The organism is Bradyrhizobium sp. ISRA430, from assembly GCF_029909975.1.
Taxonomy (GTDB): Bacteria; Pseudomonadota; Alphaproteobacteria; order Rhizobiales; family Xanthobacteraceae; genus Bradyrhizobium.
This window is the reverse complement of sequence record NZ_CP094516.1, coordinates 6,379,460-6,402,254: the sequence shown is the minus strand read 5'-3', so window position 1 is coordinate 6,402,254 and position 22,795 is coordinate 6,379,460. Positions and strand designations below refer to the sequence as shown.

General features: G+C 65.3%; 23 protein-coding genes. 10 read left to right on the top strand and 13 right to left on the bottom strand.

Annotated elements, in window-relative coordinates:
* Positions 1-4: 4 nt before the first annotated feature.
* Positions 5-1,456: a glutamate synthase subunit beta gene (locus MTX21_RS30410; protein ID WP_280968297.1), complete on the top strand. Its 1,452-nt coding sequence runs from the start codon at positions 5-7 to the stop codon at positions 1,454-1,456.
* A gap of 220 nt (positions 1,457-1,676) precedes the next feature.
* On the opposite strand, the gene MTX21_RS30405 is transcribed toward MTX21_RS30410, so the two are convergent.
* Positions 1,677-3,419, bottom strand: coding sequence for an outer membrane beta-barrel protein (locus MTX21_RS30405; protein WP_280968296.1), 1,743 nt, complete (start codon positions 3,417-3,419; stop codon positions 1,677-1,679).
* A gap of 194 nt (positions 3,420-3,613) precedes the next feature.
* On the opposite strand from MTX21_RS30405, the gene MTX21_RS30400 reads away from it, so the two are divergent.
* Positions 3,614-4,621, top strand: coding sequence for a KpsF/GutQ family sugar-phosphate isomerase (locus MTX21_RS30400; RefSeq protein ID WP_280968295.1), 1,008 nt, complete (start codon positions 3,614-3,616; stop codon positions 4,619-4,621).
* 182 nt (positions 4,622-4,803) lie between these two features.
* On the opposite strand, the gene MTX21_RS30395 is transcribed toward MTX21_RS30400, so the two are convergent.
* Entirely contained in the window at positions 4,804-5,358 is a 555-nt protein-coding gene (locus tag MTX21_RS30395) for a carboxymuconolactone decarboxylase family protein (RefSeq protein ID WP_280970837.1), read from the bottom strand.
* Positions 5,359-5,438: 80 nt separating this feature from the next.
* On the opposite strand from MTX21_RS30395, the gene MTX21_RS30390 reads away from it, so the two are divergent.
* Positions 5,439-5,765, top strand: a complete 327-nt coding sequence (locus tag MTX21_RS30390; protein ID WP_280968294.1) for a helix-turn-helix domain-containing protein — start codon at positions 5,439-5,441, stop codon at positions 5,763-5,765.
* A gap of 185 nt (positions 5,766-5,950) precedes the next feature.
* On the opposite strand, the gene MTX21_RS30385 is transcribed toward MTX21_RS30390, so the two are convergent.
* The 4 genes from MTX21_RS30385 to hemH all read right to left on the bottom strand — a co-directional run bounded on the left by MTX21_RS30385 (position 5,951) and on the right by hemH (position 9,743).
* The gene (locus MTX21_RS30385; protein ID WP_280968293.1) at positions 5,951-6,394 is read right to left on the bottom strand and encodes an NfeD family protein; all 444 of its coding nucleotides are present in this window, start codon (positions 6,392-6,394) and stop codon (positions 5,951-5,953) included.
* 27 nt (positions 6,395-6,421) lie between these two features.
* Entirely contained in the window at positions 6,422-7,420 is a 999-nt protein-coding gene (locus MTX21_RS30380; protein WP_280968292.1) for an SPFH domain-containing protein, read from the bottom strand.
* A 288-nt stretch (positions 7,421-7,708) separates the two neighbouring features.
* Positions 7,709-8,686: an ABC transporter substrate-binding protein gene (locus MTX21_RS30375; protein WP_280968291.1), complete on the bottom strand. Its 978-nt coding sequence runs from the start codon at positions 8,684-8,686 to the stop codon at positions 7,709-7,711.
* A gap of 19 nt (positions 8,687-8,705) precedes the next feature.
* Positions 8,706-9,743: a ferrochelatase gene (gene hemH / locus MTX21_RS30370; protein WP_280968290.1), complete on the bottom strand. Its 1,038-nt coding sequence runs from the start codon at positions 9,741-9,743 to the stop codon at positions 8,706-8,708.
* Between the two features lie 84 nt (positions 9,744-9,827).
* Between hemH and MTX21_RS30365 the strand changes: the two genes are divergently transcribed.
* A complete protein-coding gene (locus tag MTX21_RS30365) occupies positions 9,828-10,226 on the top strand; it encodes an MAPEG family protein (RefSeq protein ID WP_280968289.1) in 399 nt (132 codons plus the stop codon).
* Between the two features lie 178 nt (positions 10,227-10,404).
* Here the strand turns inward: MTX21_RS30365 and MTX21_RS30360 are convergent, their stop codons facing one another.
* From MTX21_RS30360 to MTX21_RS30350, 3 genes are read right to left on the bottom strand one after another with little or no spacing between them, the layout of a single operon-like run.
* The gene (locus MTX21_RS30360; RefSeq protein ID WP_280968288.1) at positions 10,405-11,532 is read right to left on the bottom strand and encodes a nickel/cobalt transporter; all 1,128 of its coding nucleotides are present in this window, start codon (positions 11,530-11,532) and stop codon (positions 10,405-10,407) included.
* Positions 11,523-12,164: a DUF1007 family protein gene (locus tag MTX21_RS30355; RefSeq protein ID WP_280968287.1), complete on the bottom strand. Its 642-nt coding sequence runs from the start codon at positions 12,162-12,164 to the stop codon at positions 11,523-11,525. Before MTX21_RS30355 ends, MTX21_RS30360 begins: the two co-directional genes overlap by 10 nt.
* Positions 12,164-14,254, bottom strand: a complete 2,091-nt coding sequence (locus tag MTX21_RS30350) for a M3 family metallopeptidase (protein WP_280968286.1) — start codon at positions 14,252-14,254, stop codon at positions 12,164-12,166. The genes MTX21_RS30355 and MTX21_RS30350 overlap by 1 nt, the downstream gene beginning before the upstream one ends.
* A 136-nt stretch (positions 14,255-14,390) precedes the next feature.
* On the opposite strand from MTX21_RS30350, the gene MTX21_RS30345 reads away from it, so the two are divergent.
* The 6 genes from MTX21_RS30345 to MTX21_RS30320 all read left to right on the top strand — a co-directional run bounded on the left by MTX21_RS30345 (position 14,391) and on the right by MTX21_RS30320 (position 19,337).
* Positions 14,391-14,645: a hypothetical protein gene (locus tag MTX21_RS30345; RefSeq protein WP_279374963.1), complete on the top strand. Its 255-nt coding sequence runs from the start codon at positions 14,391-14,393 to the stop codon at positions 14,643-14,645.
* Positions 14,646-15,308: 663 nt separating this feature from the next.
* A complete protein-coding gene (locus tag MTX21_RS30340) occupies positions 15,309-16,451 on the top strand; it encodes a type III PLP-dependent enzyme (RefSeq protein WP_280968285.1) in 1,143 nt (380 codons plus the stop codon).
* Between the two features lie 145 nt (positions 16,452-16,596).
* A complete protein-coding gene (locus MTX21_RS30335) occupies positions 16,597-17,184 on the top strand; it encodes an N-acetyltransferase (RefSeq protein WP_280968284.1) in 588 nt (195 codons plus the stop codon).
* Between the two features lie 12 nt (positions 17,185-17,196).
* Positions 17,197-17,367: a hypothetical protein gene (locus MTX21_RS30330; protein WP_280968283.1), complete on the top strand. Its 171-nt coding sequence runs from the start codon at positions 17,197-17,199 to the stop codon at positions 17,365-17,367.
* A gap of 89 nt (positions 17,368-17,456) precedes the next feature.
* The gene (locus MTX21_RS30325) at positions 17,457-17,846 is read left to right on the top strand and encodes a RidA family protein (protein ID WP_280968282.1); all 390 of its coding nucleotides are present in this window, start codon (positions 17,457-17,459) and stop codon (positions 17,844-17,846) included.
* Between the two features lie 48 nt (positions 17,847-17,894).
* Complete coding sequence (locus MTX21_RS30320) at positions 17,895-19,337, top strand: homospermidine synthase (protein WP_280968281.1); 1,443 nt, start codon at positions 17,895-17,897, stop codon at positions 19,335-19,337.
* Positions 19,338-19,481: 144 nt separating this feature from the next.
* On the opposite strand, the gene MTX21_RS30315 is transcribed toward MTX21_RS30320, so the two are convergent.
* From MTX21_RS30315 to MTX21_RS30300, 4 genes are all read right to left on the bottom strand, one after another.
* Positions 19,482-19,823 carry a hypothetical protein gene (locus MTX21_RS30315; protein WP_280970836.1) on the bottom strand — a complete coding sequence of 114 codons (342 nt, stop codon included), beginning with the start codon at positions 19,821-19,823 and terminating at the stop codon, positions 19,482-19,484.
* 102 nt (positions 19,824-19,925) lie between these two features.
* A complete protein-coding gene (locus tag MTX21_RS30310; RefSeq protein WP_280968280.1) occupies positions 19,926-20,642 on the bottom strand; it encodes an MgtC/SapB family protein in 717 nt (238 codons plus the stop codon).
* 30 nt (positions 20,643-20,672) lie between these two features.
* Positions 20,673-21,692 (bottom strand): WD40 repeat domain-containing protein, encoded by a 1,020-nt coding sequence (locus MTX21_RS30305; RefSeq protein WP_280968279.1) that lies wholly within the window; start codon positions 21,690-21,692, stop codon positions 20,673-20,675.
* The gene (locus MTX21_RS30300; protein WP_280968278.1) at positions 21,692-22,741 is read right to left on the bottom strand and encodes a GTP-binding protein; all 1,050 of its coding nucleotides are present in this window, start codon (positions 22,739-22,741) and stop codon (positions 21,692-21,694) included. The genes MTX21_RS30305 and MTX21_RS30300 overlap by 1 nt, the downstream gene beginning before the upstream one ends.
* Positions 22,742-22,795 lie beyond the last annotated feature (54 nt).

Sequence of the window (22,795 nt, the reverse complement as noted above, 5' to 3'; positions counted from 1 at the left end):
TTTAATGGGCAAGGTCACGGGTTTTCTCGAAATCGAACGGCACGATCGCAAGTACACGTCGGTCGCCGAGCGCTTGAAGCACTTCAAGGAATTCGTCGTCCCGCTCAGCGAGCGTGAGCTGCGGGACCAGGCCGCGCGCTGCATGAATTGCGGCATCCCCTACTGCCACGGCACCGGCTCGGTCGCGCCCGGCACGCCCGGCTGCCCAGTCAACAACCAGATCCCCGACTGGAACGATCTGGTCTATCAGGACAATTGGGAAGAGGCCTCGCGCAACCTGCACTCGACCAACAATTTCCCGGAGTTCACGGGCCGCATTTGCCCGGCGCCGTGCGAGGCGTCCTGCACGCTCAACATTGACGACAATCCCGTCACCATCAAGACCATCGAATGCGCGATCGTCGACCGCGCCTGGGACAATGGCTGGCTGAAGCCGGAGGTCGCCGCGGAGAAGACCGGCAAGAAGGTCGCCGTGATCGGCTCGGGTCCGGCCGGCATGGCCTGCGCGCAGCAGCTCGCGCGCGCCGGCCACGACGTCCATGTCTACGAGAAGTACGCCAAGGCTGGTGGCCTGCTCCGCTACGGCATTCCCGACTTCAAGATGGAAAAGGGCGTCATCGACCGTCGCGTCCAGCAGATGGAGGCGGAAGGCGTCACCTTCCACTACAACAGCCATGTCGGCGCTGACGGCAGCGTCGATCCGCGCGAGATGCTCAACGACTACGACGCGATCGCGCTGACCGGCGGCGCGGAGGCCCCGCGCGACCTGCCGATCCCCGGCCGCGAGCTCTCCGGTATCCATTACGCGATGGACTTCCTGCCGCAGCAGAACCGCCGCGTCTCCAATGAGCCGCTGAATGGCGTCACCGAGATCCTCGCCGGCGGCAAGCATGTCGTCGTCATCGGCGGCGGCGACACCGGCAGCGACTGCATCGGCACCTCGCTGCGCCAGGGCGCGCTCTCCGTGACCCAGCTCGAGATCATGCCAGCCCCGCCCGAGCGCGAGAACAAGGGCCTGACCTGGCCGAACTGGCCGCTGAAGATGCGCACCTCCTCCAGCCAGGCCGAAGGCGCGATCCGTGAATACGCCGTGCTGACGCAGAAATTTTCCGGCGAGAACGGCAAGGTCAAGAAGCTGCACTGCGTGCGCGTCGACGACAAGTTCAAGCCGATTGCCGGCACCGAGTTCGAGCTCGACGCCGAGCTCATCCTGCTCGCGATGGGTTTCGTGCACCCCGTGCACGAGGGTCTTTTGAAGCTGCTCTCGGTCGACCTCGACCCGCGCGGCAACGTCAAGGCCAACACGCTGGACTACCAGACCTCGCGTCCGAACGTGTTTTCGGCAGGCGACATGCGCCGCGGCCAGTCGCTGGTCGTCTGGGCCATCCGCGAAGGCCGCCTGTGCGCGCGGTCGATCGACACGTTCCTGATGGGGAAGACGGATCTGCCGCGGTAGTCGCTGCTCGCTCCGCTGCCAGACTTGAAGAAAGCTGTCATCGCCCGCCTTGTGCGCAATTGCGCACTGGAGCGGGCGATCCAGTATTCCAGAGACAGTGACGTAGTCCGGAGAAGCCGCGGCGTACTGGATGCCCCGGTCAAGCCCGGGGCATGACATCGGAGTGAGTGGCGAGAGCGGGGCCAAAGGCACCGCGTGCGATCAAGCGTTACGCACCGCCTCAATTCTGCAGCCTCACCCCCAGCATCGCCACCGTGCCTTGCGAGCTCGACCCCGGCTGGTTCGAATCCAGGATGTCGTGCCGCAGCGTGCCCTTGATCCAGACACTGCGGTTGAGCTTGTAGATCAGGTCGCCTTCGAGTGAGTAGGTCTTGTCGTTGCGGTTCTGGCCCTGGTAGTCGTAGGTGCCGTAGGTGAACTTGCCGACCGCGGTGAGCCAGCGGCGGAAGTCGTGATCGACCTCGGTCGAGTAGGTGCGCACCAGGACTCCAGACGACCCGGCGACCGTGGTCTCGGCGATCTGCGTGTCGGTGAAGAATTTCACGGTGGTCAGGCCGCTCGCGTTCCAGATCAGCGAGCCCGCGGTCAAGAAGCCCGAGAGCTGGCTGAGGCGCGGGTCGACATAGTTGCGTGCGGCATAGCCGACCGAGATCTCGCCGGTGAGGATGCGGCTGAGCTCGAAGGACGAGCCGATCTTGGCGTAGCCGCCGGACGAATCTCGGAAGTAGCCATTGCGGTCCGGCGACAGGTCATGCACGCGACTGTCGCCCTCGACCTCGACGAACGGCTTGAGGCCCGGCTTGAGCTCATAGGAGATGCGCCCGACGCCGCCATACTGGTTGAAGTCGCGGTCGTCGTTGCTCGACACCGTGCCGTCGGTGAGCTGGGAGTTCGTATAGGCGGTACGGTCGACGGTGGCGCCGGCGGCGACCTGGAGGCGGTTGAAGGTCTGGTCGAAGCCGAAGGTGCCGCCATAGCTGGCGTAGATCGGATATTTCTGTAAGCCCGCCTGCACGTTCGGGCTGCCGGGGTTGTCGGTGGCGATCCGCAGGCGGAGCTGCGAGGTCAGCTTGAGATCGCGGTCGACATCGACCCGGCCGTCGACATGGCCGGTGAAATCGGGGCGGTCAATGTCGACCGGCGACGGCGAGGCAAGTCCGTCGATCGTCGCCGGCATCTGATTGCCATAGCCCGAGAAGGAGCCGCGCAGATCGGCGACCAGCGCGTGCCGCTCCCAGTCGGAGATCACGAGCAGTTCGGGCGCGACCACATAGACCGGCGAGCCGACCGGCTTGTTGAGGCGCGCCGGATTGGTGTCGTAGCCGCCGGAGAGCTCGAGTGCGCCCTTGATCAGGAAGCTGCCGGCATAGTCGCCCACCGCGCCGAACAGATCGTCATCGGCCTTGAGGCGGCGGCGCAGCGGCTGACCGGGCACGGTGCCGGCCATTGCCGGCGGTGTCGGCGTCTTGTGTGCGGTCTCGGATGGCGGCGGCGCGATGCGCGGCGGGCCGAGGCTCGTGTCCGGTGCAGCAGCGGGCGCCGGCGTGCCGGGCCCGGGCGAGCGCTTCGGCTTCGGCTGTCCGGGATAGAGTTTTGGCTGCTGCCGTTTGCGGTTGAGGGAGTCGTAGCCCGAGCCACTCGCGCCATTGGCCGCGGGCAGCCCATAGGTCGGAACTTGACCGACGCGCGAGGTTGCCGGCGTCTGCCGGCTCATGCGTGGATCGGCGTTGGGATCGGGCAGCGCCGGCAACGCGTCCGAGGGCGCTTGGACGACACCGGCCGTGCGGCGCGTTGGCAGCGTGTCAGGCGAGACAAAGCCGCCGCGGGTAGGATTGAACAGGTCGGGCGTGAGGCTCTGGGCGACCGCGGGAGCGCTTTCCAACGCGGTCAAGAGCAGGCATGGCAAAGCGGCGCGAAAGAGATGCGCGCGACGGCTCCGGCCTCTACCTGGAGGCGACCTCACGATGGAATTACCCCAGCGAAATCAGATACTTCCTTGATGGCAACCGCCGGGCGGCGGGAACCATCGTTAAAGGAGTTAAAACAATTATGGTTAATGAGCCGTTGAGGGGTTTGGGGCCGCGTCGCCTCCCGGGCGGCGGCATGCTAAGGAGGCGCCAACGGGCAAATCACGCCCCACCTCCCTTGGATCAAGACATGCCGAGCTCGAAACCGCTGATGACCGCATCATCCGGCCCCCTACCCGCCAGTATCGAATCCGCGCTCCGCACGCTGGAGACGGAGAGCGGCGGCATCAACGCGCTGGCCGCGGCGCTGAAGGGACCACTGGGCGCAAGCTTCGCAGCAGCAGTCGAGCTGATCCGGCAGGCCAAGGGCCGCGTCATCGTCACCGGGCTCGGCAAGTCCGGCCACATGGGGCGCAAGATCGCGGCAACGCTGGCCTCGACCGGCACGCCGGCGTTCTTCGTGCACGCGGCCGAAGCCGGCCATGGCGACCTCGGCATGATCACCGCGGACGACGTCATCATGGCGCTGTCCTGGTCCGGCGAACAGCCGGAGATGAAGAACATCGTGAACTATTCGGCGCGCTTCGCCATTCCGATGATCGCGGTGACCTCGAACCCCGCCTCTTCGCTGGGCCAGGCCGCCGACATCGTGATCGAGCTGCCGAAAGCGCGCGAGGCCTGCCCGCACAATCTGGCGCCGACCACCTCGACGCTGATGCAGGCCGCGATCGGCGATGCGCTCGCGATCGCGCTGCTCGAGGGTCGCGGCTTCACAGCGCTCGAATTCGCGCATTTCCACCCCGGCGGCAAGCTCGGGGCGATGCTGAAATTCGTCCGCGACTACATGCGCACTGGCGCGGAGATCCCGGTGAAGGCGATCGGCACCAAGATGTCGGAGGCGGTCGTCGAGATGTCGGCCAAGGGCTTGGGGTGCGTCTGCATCGTCGATGAGGCGAACGAGATCGCGGGCATCATCACCGACGGCGACCTGCGCCGTCACATGCGGCCTGATCTTCTGACGGCGTCGGTCGACGACATCATGACGAAGCAGCCGAAGACCGTGCCGCCCTCCATGCTCGCCACCGAGATGCTGGAGGTGCTGAACGCGCGCAAGATCACGACGCTGATCGTGGCCGAGGCGAACAAGGTGGTCGGCATCGTGCACTTGCACGATCTCTTGCGGGCGGGGGTGGCGTAAGCTCTCCCCGTCATCCCGGGGCATCGCGAAGCGATGAGCCCGGGATCCATTGCGCCGCAGAGTTTGTTTCGCCATGGATTCCGGGCTCGCGACTTCCGTCGCGCCCCGGAATGACGGCGCGGCTATCGCGCGCGACCAGCCTCCCCAACGTCATTGCGAGCGTAGCGAAGCAATGACGGTGGTTAGACCTGCGGAAACCTTGCCGCCTTCTCTTCCAGCGGCAGCCGCAGGCCGTTCGCGAGATACGACACCGTGCGGTAGAAGCCGCACAGCAGGATGACCTCCAAAATCTGCGCCTCGTCATAATGCGCCGATAGCGCCGCGAACTCCGCATCGTCGAGCGTTGCGTGGTGATGCAGCGCGTCGACGGCCGCGATCAGCGCCTGCTCGGCCGGCGACCAGCAGGGCGAAGCGGTGTCGCCCAGCACGGTGGCGCGGACTTCCTCGGCCGTGAGCCCGGCCGGCCCGGCAAAAATCGCGACGTGCACGCCCCACTCATATTCGCATCTGGTCAGCGCGCAGGTGCGGTCGATGACGAGCTCGCGCTGGCGCAAGGAGAGCGGCCCGGGATCGAGCAGGCCGCCGGCGCGAAACTTGTCCCAGGCGCGGGTGTAGCCCGCCATCACCCTGAACAGCATCAGCGGCGGCGCACCGCGCATGATGCGGTCGAACTGCGCCTGGATCTCCGGGGCATAAGGCGCCTCAAGCGGCGCGATGCGCGGCATCGCGGATGACATGGCAGATGACATTGGCCGCCTTGCTACAATTACTGTAGCATGACGCTACATTATCCGTAGCAGGACGCAAGAGGGCCGCGATGACGAAGCAGTCAGCATCAGGGGAGCGCCGCGTGCGCGGCTCGCGCACGGGCCGGCCGATCATGGCGCTGCTCGACCTCTTGGGCCGGCGCTGGAGCCTGCGGATCTTGTGGGAATTGCGATGGAAGCCCCTCACCTCGCGCGCGCTGCGCGCGGCTTGCGACGAGGCCTCGCCCACGGTGCTGCAGGCGCGTTTAAGCGAATTGCGCGAGGCGGGATTCGTGGAGCTCGGTGAAGCCGGCGGCTACGGCCTGACGCCGCTCGGACGCGAGCTGTGCGAGACGTTCCTGCCGCTGCACCGGTTTGCGGAGAGGTGGAGGAAATAGAGAGAGCGCTGCCGCGCGCTCGATCTTCCTTCTCCCCTTGTGGGAGAAGGTGGCGCGAAGCGCCGGATGAGGGGTCTCTCTCCGCGCGCTCACCGCAGCAGAGTTATTCGCGGAGAGAGACCCCTCACCCGTCTCGCCGCTACGCGGCGAGCCACCCTCTCCCACAAGGGGAGGGGAAAAAGCAGCTACGTCGCGGCCACGGTCAGATTCGCACCATCGACCTGCACCACCCTCACCTTGGTGCCGGCTGGTGTATCCGGGCCAGCGACGCGCCAGATGGTGTCGCCGATGCGGACGGTGCCGGAGCCATCGATGATCGGCTTTTCCAGCGTGAACTCGCGGCCCAACAGCGCCTCGGTGCGCTTGTTCAGGAAGGGGCTCGCGCTTGCATCCATCTTCGGCCGGGCGAGGCGGCGCCACACCGGCACGGCCGCTGCGGCGAACACCGCAAACATCACGAGCTGCGTCTGCCAGGACGGATGAAAGGCAAACGAGACGAGGCCGACCAGCAGCGCCGCAAGGCCGAGCCAGAACAGGAACACGCCCGGCGCGACCACCTCCAGCGCCATCAGGACGAAGCCGAAGATCAGCCAATTCCAGGTGCCGAGCGAAACGAACATGTCGGTCATGACACGACCCTCTCTCGAATGATCCCGTTACTGCGGCGGCACCGAAGGCGGCGTTGGTCCCGACGTCGGCACCGAGCCGCCGCGGCGGGCGGCCGCGACAGCGGAGGCGGCACTTTCGCCGAAAGTCGCCTTCGCGATCTCGCCGATGCCGGCGAGCGAGCCGAGCAAGCTCACGGCCTCCATCGGCAGCATGATGATCTTCTGGTTCGGCGCCTCCGCGAACTGGCCGAACGCCTTTATATATTTGTCGGCGATGAAATAGTTCAACGCGGCAACGTCGCCCTTGGCGATGGCTTCCGACACCGCCTGGGTCGCCTTGGCCTCGGCTTCGGCGAGACGCTCGCGCGCCTCGGCATCGCGGAAGGCGGCCTCGCGGCGGCCTTCGGCCTGAAGGATCTGCCCCTGCTTGGCGCCCTCGGCGCGCAAAATCTCGGACTGGCGCTGGCCTTCGGCGGCCAGAATGTCGGCGCGCTTGACGCGCTCGGCCTTCATCTGCCGGCCCATCGCCTCGACGAGGTCGGCCGGCGGCACGATGTCCTTGATCTCGATGCGGTTGACCTTGACGCCCCAGGGCGAGACCGCTGCGTCGACGACGCGCAACAAGCGCTCGTTGATCTCGTCGCGATGCGACAGCACCTGGTCGAGATCCATCGAGCCCATCACCGAGCGGATGTTGGTCATGGTCAGGACCGTGATCGCCTGGGTGAGGTTGGCAACCTCATAGCTCGCCTTCGCGGCATCGAACACCTGGAAGAAGGCGACGCCGTCCACAGTCACGGTGGCGTTGTCCTTGGTGATCACCTCCTGCTCGGGGATGTTGATCACCTGCTCCATCATGTTGATCTTGCGTCCGACGCGATCGAAATAGGGCACGATCAGATTGAGCCCGGGGCTCAGGGTCTGGGTGTATTTTCCGAACCGCTCTATGGTCCAGTCGTAGCCTTGCGGCACTGTCTTCACGCCTGCAACCAGCGTGACGATGACAAGCAACACCAGAACAATCGCGAAAATATCGAAACCGCTCATAGCTCCTCCAAGGCGGGAAAACGCCTTCCCCCGCAGCTCCCATTGGTCGGTATCGCTACCCTACCGGTTCAGCGGCACGAATTCACGTCGGCGCGGACCGATCCCTCCACAGGAAGTACGGAGCAGGAACCAGGGGCATTAAGTATTTACGAGGGGATTCTTGAAAGCGCGCGAGTGAGGGGCCGCAGCACCCAGAGAGACTGTAACGCCTCACCCGGAGCGCATCTGTCGATGCGATCCGACCTCTCCCTACGGGAGAAGGTGAAACCAGGTCGCGGGCTGTCGCGATTATTCGATGACGTCGTTTGCGGTGGCGAGCAGGTGGGCGGGGATGGTGACGCCGATTGCCTTGGCCGTCTTCAGGTTGAATGCGAGCTCGAACTTGGTGGGATTCTGCACCGGAAGGTCGGCGGGCTGCGCGCCCCTGAGGATGCGATCGATATAGGATGCGGCACGGCGCACCTGCTCGGCGCTGTCGGTGCTGTAGGACATCAGGCCGCCCTCCTCGACGAAGGTGCTGCTCCAGAACACCGCAGGCGTGCGTGCCTCGGTGATCGCCGCGAGCAGACGCGCGCGGTTGGCCATGGTGAAGAAGTCCGGCAGCACCAACAGGCCGCCATCCTTGCGCGAGGCCAGCGCAGCGATCGAGGTGTCATCATGCACCGGCGCGGCCTCGACCGCGACGCGAAGCGCACGCGCAGCGTCCTCGATCGTCTGCAACATCAGGCCGGCGAACGGCGCGGTGGCGGGATTGTAGACGACAAAGACGCGAGCGACCTTTGGCTTGATCTGCGAGAGCATCTCCAGCCATTTGCCGGCCATCGGGGCATCATAGTCGGTAAAGCCGGTAATGTTGCCGCCGGGATGCGCGAGATTCTTGACGAAGCCCTGGCTGACCGGGTCGGTGACCACGGCAAACACGATCGGCGTCGTCGCCGTGCGGCTGTGCAGCTCTTCGACCGAGGGCGTGCCGACCGCGAGCAGGATGTCGGGCTTGAGCGCGACCAGCTCGTCGGCGAGCCGCGCGATCCGCTGCCTATCGCCGCCGCCGCTGCGCCAGTCGATCTTTAAGTTGGCCTGCTCCTTCCAGCCATGGGCGGCCAGCGCCTCGACCAGGATGGCGCTGCGCGTCCGTCCGGCCGCGTCATCTTCCGCCGTGACCGAGAGCACTCCCAGCCGGCGCGTCACGCCCGGCTGCTGCGCCAGCGCCGCGCGCGGCAGCGCTGTGATCGTCCCGAGGATGCCGAGAATCTCGCGGCGGTTCATGGGATCAGATCCAGCCTCATCAGATCCAGCCTTGCAACTCGCGCAGCACCAGGGTGCGGATCACGTCCATGCCGGGCTCGCTGTCGTTGAGGCAGGGGATCGCGGCAAAGTGCTCGCCGCCATTGTGCTTGAAGATCTCGGCGTTCTCCTGCGCGATCTCCTCCAGCGTCTCCAGGCAGTCGGCGGCAAAGCCCGGCGTCACCACCGCGATGCGGCGCACGCCCTCCTTGGCAAGACGCTCCATCGTCTTGTCGGTGTAGGGCTGCAGCCACTCGTCATTGCCGAAGCGCGACTGGAAGGTGAGCAGCAGTTTTGACGCGTCCATCCCGAGCCGGCGGCGCAGCGCTTCGGTCGTGGCGACGCAATGCTCCTGGTAGGGATCGCCCTTGTCGACGTAGGCTTTCGGCATGCCGTGAAAGGAGGCGACGATCAACTCCGGCTTGAACGGCAGCGTGGCCAGATGCGCCTCGATCGAGGTCGCGAGCGCCTCGATATAGGCCTCGTCCTCATAGTATGGCGGCGTCACCCGCAGCGTCGGCTGCGCACGCAGGCAGGAGAGCACGCGGAACACCTCGTCGCACACGGTCGCCGACGTCGAGGCTGAATATTGCGGATAGAGCGGCACGGCGAGGATGCGGTCGCATCCCCTGGCGATCAGCGCCTCGATGCCGGAGCGGATCGAGGGATTGCCGTAGCGCATCGCCCAATCGACAACGATATGCCCGCGGTCCGACAGCGCGGCTGCGAGCTTGTCGCTCTGCGATCGCGTGATCGTCTTCAGCGGCGACTCGTTCTTCTCGTTGTTCCAGATCTTCTGGTAGTCGAGCGCCTTGGTGCGCGGCCGGCGGCGCAGGATGATGCCATTCAGCACGAGCTGCCAGATCAGGCCCTGGTCCTCGATGACGCGGGGATCCGAAAGGAATTCCTTCAGGTAGACCCGCACGCCGGGCGCGTCGGCCGTATCGGGCGTGCCGAGATTGATCAGGAGCACGCCGACGCGTGGCAGGCTGGCTTGCACGGCGGGCTTCGCGGTCTCGATGGGGACAACGGTCGTCATGGCCGTCCGTGGGTCGCGCGTTGTGCCGAACTTGTCAAGATGAGCCCGCTTTCGCTAGGGTCCCGCCCAAGCGGGGGAGGACCGATGACACTCGCGGAATGGTGCGTTCTTGGAGCGCTGCTGCTGTATCTGGCGACGATCGCCTCGATCAAATGGATCAGGTTTCGCAGCTTCGACAATTCCCGGCCGCGCGACCCCGCCTTCTACGAAGATGCCCTCTCGCAGCGCGCGCTCGGCGCGCACCAGAACGGCATCGAGACCTTTCCATTCTTCGCCTTCGCCGTGCTCCTTGCCGAATTCCGGGATTCGCCGCAGCGCCTGATCGACGAGCTGGCCGTGCTGTTCCTGATCGTGCGGATCGCCTATGTGCTGACCTATCTCGGCAACCGCCCGACGCTGCGCTCGATCCTGTGGAGCGTCGGCTTTGCGATCAATCTCGGGATCTTCTTCATGCCCGCCTTGAAGCGGCTTCTGCCCGTGTGAACTTTCTTCCTTCTCCCCTTGTTGTAGAAGAAGGTGGCGCGAAACGCCGGATGAGGGGTTGTATCCGCATACTGGTCTGCGAGAGGCGCAATCGCGGAGAGAGACCCCTCACCCGTCTCGCCGCTACGCGGCGAGCCACCCTCTCCCACAAGAAGGGAGAGGGAAAAGAGTGCTCCACTCAAAAACACGTCGTCCGTTCGGCGGCGATGTAGCCGAACAACAGGCCTGCGCCGAACAGCAGCACGAGGCCGGCGGCGGCGAATTCGATGCCGCGCATGAAGAGTGCGCCGCTGCCGTCGCGGGCTCCGCTCAGGCGGCTGGCGATGTCCTTGGCGGAGACGGCGACGACGGCGATGGCCGCGACCGTGATCGCGGTGCCGAGCCCCATCAACAAGGTCGCGGCGATTCCGGCCCAGAACAGGCCTTGGGCCAGCGCGAACACCAGGACCAGAATCGCACCCGAGCAAGGGCGGATGCCCACCGTGAGGATCGCGGCGAACCCGCGCCGCCAGCCACCCGGCCCGGCCAGCTCGCTCGGCGCGGGGCCGTGGGAATGGCCGCAATGTTCGTCATGGACGTGGTGCTGATGGGCGTGGGCGTGAGCATGGCCGTGGTCATAACCATGCTCGTGATCGTGGTCATGATGATCATGCGCATCATGATGATGGTGATCGCCGTGATCATGGTGATGCGGCACGCCGGCGATCGCAGGCACTGGCTGGGCCGCCTGCAGCGCGCGGATGAAGCCACCGCCCTTGACCCAGACGAGGCGCAGGCCGAATGCCGCGATCAGGGCGTAGCTTGCGATCTCGATCGCCCCCTCCGCCTTGCACATGGTTTTCGCCGTCGCATTCAGCGCCCAGGCCAAGATGCCGACAATGAGGATGGCCACCAGCGACTGCATCAGCGCCGAGGCAAAGGACAGCGCGATGCCGCGGCGAGCGGTCTCGCGATTGGCGACAAGGTAGGAGGCGATCACCGCCTTGCCGTGGCCGGGACCGGCGGCGTGGAATATCCCGTAAGCGAAGGAGATCAGGAGCAGCGTCCACACCGCCGAGCCGTCCGACTTTGCGGCGCGGATGGTCGCCGACATCTGGCGATAGAATTCCGATTGTTTTGCCAGCAGCCAGCCGATGATGCCGCTGGCCTCGGGTTCGGCGGCCTGCGAGGGGCGCGGCGCGCCGAACGGATTCTGTGCGAGGAGATCGTGAAGGGCGGCGTCGGCCATGCTCACGACGAGGACAACCGCAGCGCAGACGAGCAGCCCGCGCGCGAGCGGAGAACGAGGGCGCGGGATCAAGGGCAATCCACCGTGATCTTGTTGGCAAACATCATGCCGAAATTGGCGTTCTCGCCGTTCATGAAGGTCTGCTCGTTGAGCTTCTGGGCGCTCGCGGTGCCATCACTGGGCCGCTCCAGCTTCATCTGGCAGCCACTGGGCGCGCCGACCAGCTTGACCGGATTGTCCTTGGCCATCTGGAAATCGATGAAGAAGGAACGGTCGAACACCTCGAGCACAAGCTGCTTGGGCTTGACCGGGTTCTTCAACGGCAGCGTGAAGTGCAGGGTGAGGACCGTATCCTTGTAGTCGAGGAAGTAGTCGACCGGCTCCTGGAATCGCTCCTTCTTGCCGTCGGCTCGCGCGAAGGTGAAGTAGGCGTATTCCTTCAGCGACTCGACATTGGTTTGCGCCAGCGGCGCCAGCTCTTCGCGGCTATAAGCGCCCTTGGTCTTGCCCTCGAGCCCCTGCACCGCATAGGCCGAGAACATGTCGTCGAAGGTCCAGGCGTGGCGGACGCCGGTGATCGTGCCGTCCTCCGCATAGATCAGCTCGCTGGTCGCGGTGATCCAGACATGCGGATGCGCCTCCGCCGCGCCGGCCGCGAGCGTGAGGCCGGCGGCGAGCAGCAGTCCGAACAGGCGGCGCATCATACCCATCAGGCGGCCGCTGACACGTCGAGCAGGCCGCGGCGGCGGAGCAGCGCGTCAGGCTCTGGCGGGCGGCCACGGAAGGCCTCGTAGGCGGCCTCCGGATCGACCGATCCGCCGCTCGAGTAGATGTCGTCGTGCAGGCGCTTTGCGACCGCCGGATCGAAGATGTCGCCGGCCTCCTCGAACGCGCCGAAGGCGTCGGCGTCCATCACCTCCGACCACATGTAGCTGTAATAGCCGGCCGCATAATGGTCGCCGGAGAAGATGTGGCCGAATTGCGTGGGCCGGTGGCGCAGGGAGATCTCGTCCGGCATGCCGATCTTCTCCAGCTCCTTCTTCTCGAAGGCGCGGACATCGGTCGCCGCCGCGGCCGGCTGGGTGTGGAATTCGAGGTCGACCAGCGCCGAGGAGACAAACTCGACGGTGGCAAAGCCCTGGTTGAACCTGCGCGCCGCGAGGAAGCGCTGGAGCAGGTCGCCCGGCAGCGGCTCGCCGGTCTGGTAATGACGGGCGAACTGCTGCAGCACCTCGGGCCGCTCCTGCCAGTGCTCGTAGAGCTGGGAGGGCAGCTCGACGAAGTCGGTGAACACGGAGGTGCCCGACAGTGACGGGTAGGTCACGTTGGAGAGCATGCCGTGCAGGCCGTGGCCGAACTCGTGGAACAGGGTGCGGGCGTCGTCGGGCGACAGCAGCGAGGGCTCGCCGGCCGCGCCCTTGGCGAAGTTGCACACATTGATCACAAGCGGCGCGATCTCGCCGTCGAGCTTCTGCTGGTCGCGCAGCGAGGTCATCCAGGCGCCGGAGCGCTTCGAGGGCCGCGCGTAGTAGTCGCCATAGAACAACGCCTTGTGCTTGCCGTCGCGGTCGCGGACCTCCCACACCCGGACGTCCGGATGCCAGGTCGGGACGTCCTTGCGCTCCTCGAAGGTGATGCCAAACAGGCGCGTGGCGCAGTCGAAGGCGGCGGCGATCATGTGGTCGAGCATCAAATATGGCTTGATCGCGGCGTCGTCGAAATTGGCACGCTGGAGGCGGAGCTTTTCGGCGTAGTAGCGCCAGTCCCAGGGCGCAAGCTGGAAATTGCCGCCCTCGGCCGTGATCAGTCCCTGCATCTCGTCGCGGTCGGCGAGCGCTCGCGCGCGCGCCGGCTTCCACACCCGCTCCAGGAGGCCCCGCACCGCATCCGGCGTCTTGGCCATGGAGTCCTCGAGCCGGTAGGCCGCGAAAGTCGGATAGCCCAGGAGATTGGCGCTCTCCTCCCGCAGCTTCAGGATCTCGACGATGGTCGCGTTGTTGTCGTTGGCGTTGCCGTTGTCGCCCCGCGCCGTGAAGGCCTTGTAGACCTTCTCGCGCAGGTCGCGGCGGTCTGAGCTCTTCAGGAACGGCTCGACCGAGGAGCGCGATAGCGTGACGATGGCCTTGCCGGCCATCCCGCGCTCGTCTGCCGCAGCCTTGGCCGCCGCGACGATGCTCTCGGACAGACCCTGGCGGTCGGCCTCGCCGAGCTCCATGAACCAGTCCTGCTCGTCGCCGAGCAGGTGATGGCTGAAGTTGGTGCCGAGCTGGGCGAGCTTCTCGTTGATCTCGGCCATCCTCGTCTTGGCCTCCTCGGAGAGGCCGGCGCCGGCGCGATGGAAGCGGGTGTAGGTGCGCTCCAGGAGGCGAAGCTGCTCCGGCGAGAGCTTGAGCGCGGTGCGGTTCTCGTGGAGCTGGGCGATGCGACCAAACAGCACAGCGTTCATCATGATCGGATTCCAGTGCCGCGCCATCCGCAAGGAGACCTCCTTGTCGATCTCCAGGATGGCCGGATTGGAGTGAGCCGAGACCAGGTCGTAGAAGACGGCGGCGACCTTGTTCAGGAGCTTGCCGGAGCGCTCCAGCGCCGTGATCGTGTTGGCGAAGTCGGGCGCGGCCGGATCATTGGTGATCGCCGCGATTTCGGCGGAATGGTCGGCGAAGGCCTGCTCGAAGGCCGGGACGAAGTGCTCCGGCTGGATCTCGTCGAACGGCGGGGTCGCAAACGGCGTCACCCAGGCCTTCAGCAGCGGATTGGCGTCGGCCGGCGCGGTGCCCGTATCTTGGCGGGTTTCTGACATCGTTGGTCCCGATTTTTGAGCTGGTTTGTTGCGGCCAGCTATAGCACGCCATGGGGCTTTTTTGGGCCATTTGGCCTTGCTCCCGGCCGCCTTTTCGGGGAGATTGCGGCCCTCGCAGACCACGGATCTTTTGCCTATGAACGCGCCTGCCTCTTCTTCCCGTCAGATCGTCTGGCCGAGCGTCATCACGGTCGTCAGCGCCGCCATCCTGATCGGCGCCGAAGTGTTCGGCGCGGCGTTCGCCGGCGGCTGGGCGCTCGCGATCCTGTTCGGACTCGGCGACCAGGGCGCGCACATCGTCCAGGCGGTGCTGTTCACACTCGGCGTGCTCGTCATGACCGCGTTCATCCGCGCAGCTCAGCGCGTCGAGCCTTTCACGAAGCGACGCTGACGCACACACGCGCGAGCGATACGCGCGCGCTCGAAAAACTTAACGCCTGTTCATCTTCAGCGTCGCTTGCGCGTCACAGTGCAAGCAGATGTTAGGCAATTCTGTTCTCAGCCTAAAAAATTTCTTGCGAAGCAGAAGCAAAACGCTTATGTGCGGACTTGCCCAATTTCGCACGTGCCTGTGGTCGTGTGTCAGTCGGTAGGTATCCGGACAAGAGGCCGGACAGCCGCCAAGGGGTGAAGAAGCCGAGGGGCTCTTCGGAAGTGCAGAAGTCGGCAACGACTGAAGCTAAGACCGGAGCGTCCAGCATCTCTCTCAAAGAGATGCCATGTCGAAGGTGACTTCGCTCTTTGCAACCGTGACTGGCAGCCGGAGGCGAACCGGCGCACCTCGCTCTCAGCGGGGGACGCGACTTAAAGCAACGACGGATCGGGCTTTTTTGGTCTCTACCGGCATTCCAACGCCGGCGCGGGCTACTGAAAAGGCTTGTCCTTCATTGCCAGGTGAGCGGGCGGGAAAAATTCCCAACCAATCCACGGCAGCACAATTCGGACCTCGAGCTCGAGGCAATGTCGCGTCTCCATCGTGCGGCATCGCCAAAGCGCTCATGGCCAGGAACATTTTGAACGGGTCCTTGTCGCAGAGGGCCGTTTGGAGGGTGCTATGACCGATCGCATCAGGGAATTTCTGCGCAACCGCCGCAGCGAAGGCCTCGATACCGAGCCGTGCCTCGTCGTCGACCTCGAGGTCGTGCGCGACAACTACCAGAGCTTTGCCAAGGCGCTGCCCGACAGCCGCGTGTTCTACGCCGTCAAGGCGAACCCGGCGCCGGAAGTGCTGTCCCTGCTCGCCTCCATGGGCTCCTGCTTCGACACCGCAACGGTCGCCGAGATCGAGATGGCGCTGGCCGCCGGTGCGACGCCCGACCGCATCTCCTTCGGCAACACGATCAAGAAGGAGCGCGACATCGCGCGCGCCTTCGCGCTCGGCATTCGCCTGTTCGCGGTCGACTGCGCCGCCGAGGTCGAGAAGGTCGCCCGTGCCGCTCCGGCTGCGAAGGTGTTCTGCCGCATCCTCTATGACTGCGCCGGCGCCGAGTGGCCGCTGTCGCGCAAGTTCGGCTGCGACCCGGAGATGGCCGTCGAGGTGCTCGACTTCGCCAAGCGCCTGGGCTTGGAGCCGTGCGGGATCTCCTTCCATGTCGGCTCGCAGCAGCGCAAGGTGAAGGCGTGGGACCGCGCGCTGGCGATGGCCTCGCAGGTGTTCCGCGACTGCGCCGAGCGCGGCATCAACCTCTCCATGGTCAACATGGGCGGGGGCTTCCCGACCAAGTACCTGAAGGACGTGCCGCCGGTGGTGACCTACGGCCGCTCGATCTTCCGCGCGCTGCGCAAGCACTTCGGCAACCAGATTCCGGAGACCATCATCGAGCCGGGCCGCGGCATGGTGGGCAACGCCGGCATCATCGAGTCCGAGGTCGTGCTGATCTCGAAGAAGAGCGACGAGGACGAGGTGCGCTGGGTCTATCTGGACATCGGCAAGTTCGGCGGTCTCGCCGAGACCATGGACGAGTCGATCCGCTACGCCATCCGCACTCCGCATGACGGGGCGGACATGACGCCGTGCGTGCTCGCAGGTCCGACCTGCGATTCCGCCGACGTGCTGTACGAGAAGAACCCGTATCCGCTCCCGGTGACGCTCGAGATCGGCGATAAGGTGCTGATCGAAGGGACCGGGGCCTATACGTCGACCTACTCGTCGGTGGCGTTCAACGGCATTCCGCCGCTGAAGACGTATCACATCTGATGTGCCAGATCTGATCCGCCTCCTTTTCGAGGCCTGATGAACCGGGAGCCGGCCGCGCCGGCTCCTCCCTGACATGTTCGATTTCTGACGACGCCTTGGGCCGGCGTGCTGCGAGCACGTCGGTTCAGGCGGGGACTGACGTGCCATGACTGCTCTTCGGAAGCCACAGGTCGCCCTCACCTCGAAAGCCGCTCCGTTCGCGATCCGTGCGGAGCGTGCTGCCGACGTCGCGATGCGCGAAGCGCTGCTCGATGCCTGCTTTGGCGACAACCGCCACAGCCGCACCTGCCAGCGCCTGCGCGACGGACGCGCACCCGCTGCCGGCCTCGCGCTGGCCGCCGTGCGCGAGGGAAAACTCGTGGGTACCGTGCGGCTGTGGCATGTCAGCGCCGGAGGCAGGCCCGCTTTGGTCCTCGGACCGCTTGCGGTCGATCCTGCCTGCCGCGAGCTCGGGATCGGCGCCGCGCTGATGCATCAAGCGCTGGCCGCCGCCCGGGCGCGCGGGCATGCCGCCGTGATCCTGCTCGGCGACGCTCCCTACTATGCCCGCTTCGGCTTCTCGGCCGCCAAGACCGGCGGCCTCGCGCTGCCCGGTCCATTCGAGGGCGACCGCCTGCTCGCGGTCGAATTCACCGAAGGCGCGCTCGACGGCGCAGCCGGGATGATCGTGGCGACCGGCGCGGCGCAGCCCAAACGCCGGGCATCACGCGCCCTGCATGCGCACGCGGCTTAAGGGATTGCCATCATGGCGAAGACCGAAGCCGCGTCCGGCGGCAATGCCCGCACGCGCCTGCGCAGCGTCATCACCACGGTCCTGTTGATCCTGATCTCGGTCATGATCGTCAGGGACATCCTGGTGCGGCGCTGGACCGGCGCCGCGCCGCCGTCGCAGGACACGACGCAGCAGTCCCGCTAGGCTCGCCGCCGCGTTGCCTTTGGGGTTGCACGGGCAAGCAAGTTGCCCGACAACCCCGCGCCAAGCCCTTTCAACCGAGGTCGAAACCCATGTCCCGTCGCCTGATCTCCACCGGCTCCCCCTTCGAGAAGACCGCCGGCTACAGCCGTGCCGTGATCGACGGCGACTTCGCCTTCGTCGCGGGAACCACCGGCTATGACTACACGACGATGACGATGCCGGCAGATGTCACGAGCCAGTCACGCAACTGCTTCAAGACCATCGCCGCCGCCCTGAAGGAGGGCGGTTTCGAGATGGCCGACATCGTCCGCGCGACCTACTACCTCACCGACGCCAAGGACGCCGATGCCCACTTTGCCGTCTGCGGCGAAGTCCTCGGCGATATCCGCCCGGCCGCAACGCTTCTCATCGTCTCGGCGCTGCTCAAGCCCGAGATGAAGGTCGAGATCGAAGTGACCGCGAAGCGCCGCAGCGCCTGATCCACCCCTCACCATTTGTTCGCCAGTACTTTCCGGAGAAACCATCCCATGAGCCCCGCCTCGCAGGTCTACGCGAAGATCACCGGTCCCATTGTCATGGTCGGCTTCGGCTCCATCGGCAAAGGCACGCTGCCTTTGATCGAGCGCCATCTCGATTACGACAAGTCGCGCATCACCGTCATCGATCCCAAGGACAAGGGCCGCAAGGCACTTTGCGAGAAGCACAATGTCAGATTTATCCAGCAAGGCCTGACCAAGGACAATTATCGCGAGTTGCTGACCCCGCTGCTCACTGAAGGCGGCGGCCGGGGTTTTTGCGTCAATCTCTCGGTCGATACCGGCTCTACCGACATCATGGAGCTCTGCAACGAACTTGGCGCTCTTTATATCGACACCGTCAACGAGCCCTGGCTCGGCTTCTATTTCGATTCTTCGAAGGGCCCGGAAGCGCGCTCCAACTACGCCCTTCGCGAAGTGACGCTGGCCGCCAAGAAGGCGCGCCCCGCGGGCTCGACGACGGCCGTCTCCTGCTGTGGCGCCAATCCCGGCATGGTCTCCTTTTTCGTCAAGCAGGCGCTACTCAATGTCGCCGCTGACCTGAAGCTCAATGCCCCCCGGCCGAAGACCAAAGCCGAATGGGCGGACTTGATGCGGCAGGCTGGCGTCAAGGGCATCCACATCGCCGAACGCGACACCCAGCGCTCCAAGTCGCCGAAAGAGCCGGACGTCTTCGTCAACACCTGGTCGGTGGAAGGTTTCCTGTCGGAAGGCGTGCAGCCGTCCGAACTCGGTTGGGGCACCCATGAAAAATGGATGCCCGAGAATGCGCGTACCCACGAAGCTGGCTGCGGCGCCGCCATCTATCTGATGCAGCCCGGCGCCAACACGCGCGTGCGCACCTGGTGCCCGACCCGCGGCGCGCAGTATGGCTTCCTCGTCACCCACAACGAATCGATCTCGATTTCCGATTACTTCACGGTGCGTGACGTGTCGGGCACGGCGATCTATCGGCCGACCTGCCACTATGCCTATCATCCGGCTGACGATGCCGTGCTGTCGCTGCATGAAATGTTCGGCCGCGCCGCGAAGATGCAGGAAAAGCACCACATCCTCGATGAGAACGAAATCATCGATGGCATCGACGAACTCGGCGTGCTGCTGTTCGGCCATGACAACAATGCCTATTGGTACGGCTCGCAGCTCTCGATCGAGGAGACCCGCAAACTCGCGCCCTATCAGAACGCCACCGGCCTGCAAGTGACCTCCGCGGTGCTCGCCGGCATGGTGTGGGCGCTGGAAAACCCCAACGAAGGCATCGTCGAAGCCGACGAGATGGATTTCGATCGTCTGCTGGAAATCCAGATGCCGTATCTCGGCCCGGTGAAGGGTTTCTACACCGACTGGACGCCGCTGACGGACCGCCCTGGCCTGTTCCCGGAGGATATCGATACGTCCGATCCGTGGCAGTTCCGGAATATCTTGGTGCGGTAAGGCGCGCGACGCGGACCTGCCCACATACCGCTGTCATGCCCCGCGAAAGCGGGGCACGCCGCGGCCTTTCCGTATCGACGCACCGCCTCTGGAATACTGGATCACCCGCCTTCGCGGGTGATGACACCGCGTGCGCGGAAGGGCTTACTGTTTCTCCTTGGCCGACGGTTCCTTGATCGGCGGCGCGATCTTCTCGGCGGGCGCCTGCGGCAGGGTGGGCTTCGCCGCGCCTTGCGTCTGCGGATCCGGGCGCGCGGGCTCGGGTGCCGGCGTGGTCGGGCGCTCGCCGCCGGGCTTCGATTCCGCCGGGGTCTTGTCCGGTTCGTTGGACGGGGCGCCCTGGAGCGGTCCCGTCGCCTGCGCCGTCTGCATCCGATGTTCGGCCCGGATCTGCGCCAGCGACAGGCCTGACACCACGACCCCTGTCACGAACAGCGCACACGCGATCGCAAGGTCTCGTTTCAGTTGGTCCTGTTTGCCGGGCATATCGATCACCCTCATTCATTCGCGGGACCAACAAATTCACGGAAGCGCAGTTCCGTATCCAGCCAGCGGGGAACCGCACGCTTGCGCGCCAAAACGCCGCGTTTACTCGATGGTGCTGACTTCCCAGGTTGCGTGGCGCACGCCCGGCTGACGCTGAAGTTCGACCGCAACAGCGTTCAGCTCGTTCGGATCGACCGCTGTCGCGACCAGCTTCGCGACGATCTCGATCAGGTCGTCTCCGATCTCGACCACGTCGACATCGGCAACCGGATATTTCGCGTTCTCGAGCTTGTCGATCAGGCGATCGCGCATGTCGGGCAAGGCCTCCGTCGTGACCGCGAGTTTGAAATAGTAGGTCGCCTCCAGGGTCCTCTCGTTCAGCGGGATACGGTTGATTGCATTGACGAGGGGCCGCAGCAGCGTATTGCCGGCGATGATGAACACGGTCAGCACCGCGGCCTGGGCAACGAGGTCCGCGCCGGCGCAGGAGCCAACCGCGGCAGAGGCCCACAGCGTCGCCGCGGTGTTGAGACCGCGCACGTCCATGCCCTGCTTCATGATGACGCCGGCGCCGAGGAAGCCGATGCCGGACACGACATAGGCGATCACCCGCACCGCACCGTCAGCACCCGTCAAATGCATGGCGAGATCGACAAAGGCCGCGGCGCCGACCGCGACCAGCACGTTGGTGCGCAGGCCCGCGGTGCGCTGTCGGTATTGCCGCTCGGCGCCGATCAGCGTGCCCAGCACGAAGGCCGTGGCCAGGCTGACCAGCGTGTCGGCAAAGTCAGCAAGCTGGAAGGTCGTCAGAAACCGCATGGCCCCCTATACGGTCAGAACGATGACAGATTAAAGCTCGAGAAGGCCGCCGTCCCCATTTTCGTCGGCAAACGCAAGCAGCGTGCCTTTGGCGTTCCAGGCAAGCGCGGCAACGGGCGGGGTGCCGTTGCGGCGCACCAGGATCTCCGCGCCGTCCTCCAGCCGCACCATCAGCACGGTGCCGTCGCTGTAGCCGGCGGCGAGAATATCGTTCTTGGGATGGCACGCGACCACCGACACGCGCGCCTGCAGCGGCGCGAGCATCGCCGGCTCCTTGCCCATCGGGCCGTCCTTGCTCGCGAACGGCCACAGGATCACGGTGTCGGCGCCCGACGTCGCGAGTGCCTTGCCGCCCGCACTCCAGGACATCGAGCGGACGCGGCCGGGATAGCCGGTCATGCGCATATGCCTGTTGTCGGCGAGCCGCCAGCCGTGCAGCGCCGGCTCATGCATCGCGGTGACCAGGAATTTGTTGTCCGGGCTGAAGGTGACGCCGAGATGCGAGCCGGCCCAGGGCAAAAATTCGGCGGTGGCCGCCATGTTGGGAAACCACAGCGTCGCGCCGTTGTAATGCGCGATCGCGAGCCGGAGGCCCTTCGGTGCAAACGCAAGGCCCCCGACGGTCGAGGGTACCTCGATCGATTTCGCCTCGTTCTTGCCGCTCTTGACGAAAGCGGTCTTGCCGGCCGACCAGGCGAAGGCACCGTCTGCATGCAGCGCCACCGCATCGATCCAGCGCCGCTTCGGGTCGGTCGCGAGCAGGATCACCTCGCCCTTGGCATCGAGCGCGACTACCTTGCCGTCGTCACCGCCCATGACGAGGCGCTTGCCGTCGGACGCGGTGGAGAGAATGCCGCCGCTATGGACGGAGATCCTGCTGACATCACCGCCAGCACCGACGAGCGCGACATTCTCCTCGCCGCCGACGAAGGCGGCGCGGTCGGCGAGGAAGTGCAATGAGGTCACGGCCATCCCGAGCGCGAGCGGCTTGACGCGGTCGGTGACGGAGACGATCGAGGGTGAATCGGCGGCCGGCGTAAACTCTTTCATCACGAGACGATGCAGCTCTCAAAACCCTTGCGGATGGCCTCTTCCGGCAGTTCGCGGCCGATGAAGACGAGACGGCTCTCGCGCGGCTCGCCTTCCTTCCACTTCCGCTGGTGGTTACCCTCCAGCATCATATGCACGCCCTGGAAAACGTAACGGTCGTCATCGTCGTGGAAGGCGAGGATACCCTTGGAGCGCAGGATCTTCTGGCCCTCCATCTGCACCAGGTTTTGCAGCCAGGGCATGAACACGTTCGGATCGAGCGGCTTGTCGGTCTTGAGCGCCAGCGACTGCATATCCTCGTCGTGATAGTGCTTCAGCCCGTGGCCGTGATCATCGTGGTGATGATGGCCGTCGCCATGGTGGTGATGGTCATGATCGTGATCATGATCGTCGGCCTCGAGGAAGTCCGGCTCGATGTCGAGGATGCGGTCGAGATCGAACGCGCCGCGATCGAGCACGTCAGCCAAGGCCACCGAGCAGCGCTCGGTGCGGTGGAGCTTCGCATAGGGATTGATGCCGCGGATACGGGCCTCGACCTCCGCGAGCTCCGGCTTGGAGACGAGATCGGTCTTGTTGAGCACAATCACGTCGGCGAAGGCGATCTGGTTCTTGGCCTCGGGCGCATCCTTCAGCCGGTCGGACAGCCATTTGGCATCAGCAACAGTCACCACCGCATCGAGTCGCGCGTTCTTCTGCACGTCCTCGTCGACGAAGAAGGTCTGGGCCACCGGCGCCGGATCGGCAAGGCCCGTCGTCTCGACGATGATGGCGTCGAACTTGCCCTTGCGCTTCATCAGCCCGTCCATGATGCGCACGAGGTCGCCGCGCACGGTGCAGCAAATGCAGCCATTGTTCATCTCGAACACCTCCTCGTCGGCGCCGATGATGAGGTCGTTGTCGATGCCGATCTCGCCGAATTCGTTGACGATGACGGCATATTTCTTGCCGTGATTCTCCGACAGGATGCGGTTGAGCAGCGTGGTTTTGCCGGCGCCGAGATAGCCGGTCAGGACGGTCACGGGAATCTTGGGGGCAGTCGCTTCAGACATAACAACTCCGGACTACGGGCTTTTTCGCGCGACGCGAGGCGGGGTGGCCCCCGC